The organism is Embleya sp. NPDC050154, assembly GCF_044460165.1.
Taxonomy (GTDB): Bacteria; Actinomycetota; Actinomycetes; order Streptomycetales; family Streptomycetaceae; genus Embleya.
In genome coordinates this window covers 6,948-10,955 of sequence record NZ_JBITJP010000009.1, presented here as the reverse complement: position 1 = coordinate 10,955, position 4,008 = coordinate 6,948, and the positions used below count along the sequence as shown (strand labels likewise).

2 protein-coding genes and 1 pseudogene are annotated in these 4,008 nt (G+C 73.8%); 2 read left to right on the top strand and 1 reads right to left on the bottom strand.

Features of this window, described 5'->3' with window-relative positions; genetic code table 11:
* Window positions 1–165: 165 nt before the first annotated feature.
* A pseudogene (locus ACIBSV_RS20015) lies at window positions 166–774 on the bottom strand (short-chain fatty acyl-CoA regulator family protein); the annotation flags it as partial.
* A 168-nt stretch (window positions 775–942) separates the two neighbouring features.
* Between ACIBSV_RS20015 and ACIBSV_RS20010 the strand changes: the two are divergent.
* The gene (locus tag ACIBSV_RS20010) at window positions 943–2,442 is read left to right on the top strand and encodes a N,N-dimethylformamidase beta subunit family domain-containing protein (protein WP_395864744.1); all 1,500 of its coding nucleotides are present in this window, start codon (window positions 943–945) and stop codon (window positions 2,440–2,442) included.
* A gap of 306 nt (window positions 2,443–2,748) precedes the next feature.
* On the top strand, window positions 2,749–3,870 hold the full coding sequence (locus ACIBSV_RS20005; protein WP_395864742.1) for a glycosyltransferase family 4 protein: 1,122 nt from the start codon (window positions 2,749–2,751) through the stop codon (window positions 3,868–3,870).
* The last annotated feature ends 138 nt before the right edge of the window (window positions 3,871–4,008 follow it).

Here is a 4,008-nt window from a genome sequence, read left to right as displayed (position 1 = left end):
GGGGGTCTCCCGGGCCCCCCGCCCCCCCCGCGCGCCCCCCCCCCCCCGCCGCCCCCCCCCCCGCCCCCCCCCGCCCCGCGGGGGGGGGGGGGGGCCCCCCCCCCCCCCCCCCCACGACACATTTCGACCGAAAACCGGCGCCGCGCGCACCCGGGGCCTTCGGGGTCACACTCCGGGGGAGTCGACCCGGTAGGGGACCAGGGTGGTGCGGTTCTCGTCGACGGCGAGCCGGTGCCCGGCGGCGGGACAGGCCCGCCGGGGACAGTCGCGGCGCTCGCACACGCGACATCCCAGGCCGATCGGCGTCGCCGCCCGCGGATCGTTCAGGGCGAGGCCGTCGGTGTACACCAGCCGGTGTGCGTGCCGGAGTTCGCAACCCGGGGCGACCGCGAAGCCGGCCCCGGCACCGCCCCACGCGCGCCGCCCGCGAGTGACCGTACGGGCGATCCGGAAGTAGGCGCGACCGTCGGGCATGGTGGCGATCCGGGTGAGGACGCGGCCCGGCGCGGAGAACGCCTCGTACACCCGCCACAGCGGGCAGGTGCCGCCGCAGCGGGAGAAGCGGAAGCCGGTCGCGGACTGCCGCTTGGAGACGTTGCCCGCCCGGTCCACCCGCGGGAACACGAACGGCACCCCACGTCCGCGCGGGCGCTGGAGTGTGCCGAACCGATGGCACACGGTCTCGAAACCGACCCCGAAGCGCGCCCCGAGCAGGTCGATGTCGTAGCGCACCTCCTCGGCCGCGGCGTGGAAGGCGGTGTAGGGCATGACCATCAGGGTTCTGGACCTTGTGGCGTGGCTAGGTTTCGAGTGCGGTCGAAGCCGGCGGGAGGCGTGTCGGCGGGAATGCGGCCGCCACCGGCGGGAGAACGCCGCGTCGAGTGGGCCACGTGGCAGGAAGGCATCCCGGTCTACGCACGCATCCGAGGGGTGACACATCCGATGACCGGTTCACCACCGCACGCGCGGCCCGGGCCCGACATCGCGGCCTCGACCCGAGAGCCGGTCGTCGACGGATATCCCGCCCGGCCGGGGGTCCGCGCGGGGGACACGCTGCGGCTGCATGTGTCCACCCGTGCCGACCGGTTCCGGATGGACGTGTACCGGTGCGGCGAGACCCTGCGCCACATGGCCTTCCTGATCGCGGACGGCCGCCACGCCCCCGCACGTCGCCCCGAGCAGGACTGGTGCTGGCCCGGCTATGACTTCGCCGTCCCCGCGAAGTGGCCCTCGGGGGTGTACGTGGCGATCCTGCGGGCGGACGCGGACGGGCCGCCGGATCCGGCCCCCGACAGCACCGAGGCGGTGGACGCGCGCGCGGGACGGATGTTGTTCGTGGTGACGCCCCGAGTGCCGACCGCGCGCATCCTCTACAAGGTGCCGGTGTTCACCTACCACGCCTACAACGAGAGCGGCGGCGGGAGCCTGTACCGCTCGACCCACCACCTCGCGACCCCGCCGCCGGGCGGCACCAGGATCGTCGGTCTGCGACGTCCCGGCGGTGGCATCGGCGGTCCCGTGAAGGGGCACCCGGACGCCCACGATCCACGCACCCCGCGCCAGACGTTCGCGCACTGGGACGCCCCCTTCATCGCCTGGCTGGAGGCGAACGGTCACACGGTCGACTACTGCACCGACCTGGATCTGCACGAGTCGCCCGAACCCCTCGACGGACACCACCTGTTGCTCTCCGCCGGCCACGACGAGTACTGGAGCGCGCCCACCCGCCGACACGTCACCGCCTTTCGCGACCGAGGCGGCAACATCGCCAACTTCGGCGCGAACACCTGCTGGTGGCGCGTCACGGTGACCGACGACGGCACCGCCCTGGCCTGCACCAAATTCCCACCGGGCGCACCGCTGGGCGTCGACCTCGACGCGCTCCGCGGCGTCCCCGACCACTGGTGGGAAACCGAACCGGAGAACACGCTGACCGGTGTCAGCTACCGCAACGGCGGCGGCCACTGGCTCGGGCCCCGAGCCCCGCTCGGCTTCACCGTGCAACACGCCCAGCACCCGATCTTCACCGGCACCGGACTGCGCGACGGGGACCTCCTCGGCGCCGAGCACGCCCTGGTCGGCTACGAGTGCGACGGCGCGGCAACGCGCCGCGACGCGTCGGGAGCGGCCGTAGCCACCGGCGAGGACGGCACACCGGTCGACTTCACGATCCTGGGCGTCGCCGAACTCCCCGCGGACCCGGCCGCCGGCTGGCATCACGCCGCGCGCGAGAGCGACGGGTGCGCACGAATGGCGACACTGGGCCTGTACACCCGAGGCGGCACCGTATTCACCGCCGCCACCGTCGACTGGCCGCGTGTGCTTCCCCTGGACCGGCAGGTGCGCACCATCACCCACAATGTGATCACGATGTTGTCCCGGAACCCCGGGCCCGCGTCGTGTGGTCCGAAGGATGTGTCCGTGCCGGCGGAACCCGGATGACCCGCCAGGCCGGCGGATCCGGGACGATCCGCCACCGCGGCCCCGCGCCGACCGCTCGGCCTCGTGTCGATCTCGTGCCACGTCTTGTCCTCGGGGCCGACCCGCCCACACCATGGCGCTTCCGAGGTTCCGCGCCGACGGCGGGGAAGTCGGCCATTCGAAGGGGGCCCGGACATGCGGGACGACCTCGTACCGAGCCCGGACGCTCGGGCCGAACGACAGGCCGAGGGGAAGCGGGCTCCCACGACGTTGCCGCGCCGCGCGACTGGGCGTTCACCTGTCGCATCGGCCCGGGCGTAGACGGGCATGCGGATCGCCTATCTGCACCCCGGCAGCATCCCCTCCCTCTACGCCAACAGCGTGCACGCGATGCGCATGTGCGACGCCTTCGCCCGGGCCGGTCACCAGGTGACCCTCTACACCGCGCCCGGCTCGTTCGACGTCGATGACGCGCACGCCTACTACGGCGTCCGGCACCGTTTCCCCATTCACAGGGTGCCGAGCCCGGACTACACCCCGGCCGGATACCGGGTACGCGCCGAACGAGTGCGAGTGCTCCTCGTACGCGACGCCCCCGATCTGATCTACGGCCACGACCTGTACGCCCTCACCGCCGCGGTCGGCGTCGCACCGCTGGTGTACGAGACCCATCGGCTGCGGGACGACCCGAACACGCTGCGCATCGAACGCGACCTGCTGCACGCGGGCGTGCTCGCGCGGATCGTGGTGATCACGCACGCGCTCGAACGCGAATACCGGCGTGTGTACGGCGCGGTCGCACCGCTTCCGCTCCTGGTCGCCCCCGAGGGCGCCGACCCGCCCGATACCCGCGCCGGTCTCGAGAGCCCACCGGAACTCCCGGGGCGGGCACACGCTCCACGGATCGGCTACGTCGGACACCTCTACGAGGGGCGCGGCATCGACCTGGTCCTCGACCTCGCACGCCGGCTCCCGGACCTCGACTTCCACCTCGTCGGCGGCACCCCCGAGGACCTCGCGCGCTGGACCGGCCCCGGTCGTCGCGTCGCCAACGCGCACTTCCACGGGCACCGGCCGCCCGCGACCGTCGGCGCCTACTACCCGCTGTTCGACGTGGTCCTGGCCCCCTACCAGAGCGAGGTCTACACCGCCGACGGACACTGCGAGACGGGCCGTTGGGCGTCTCCGATGAAGATGTTCGAGTACATGGCCCACGGGCGGGCCATCGTCGCGTCCGACCTGCCCGTCCTGCGCGAGATTCTTCACGACCGGATCAATTGCCTTCTCCGGCCACCCACCGACGCATCGGCCTGGGCCCTGGCGATCACCGAACTTTTGGCCGACGAACCACTGCGCGGCGCGCTCGGCGGCGAGGCCCGGAGCCGAGTGCACGCGCACCACACGTGGCGCCACCGTGCCGACCGGGTGCTGGCGAACCTCGACCGGTGAGGGTGATCGGGGAGGTTCGCGTTCGGTGTGGTGGGGGGGGGGGGGGGGGCCGGGGCCCCCCCCCCCCCCCCCCCCCCCCCCCCCGCGCGCCCCCCCCCGCCCCCCCCCGGCCCGGGGGGGGGGGGGGGGGGCCCGCCG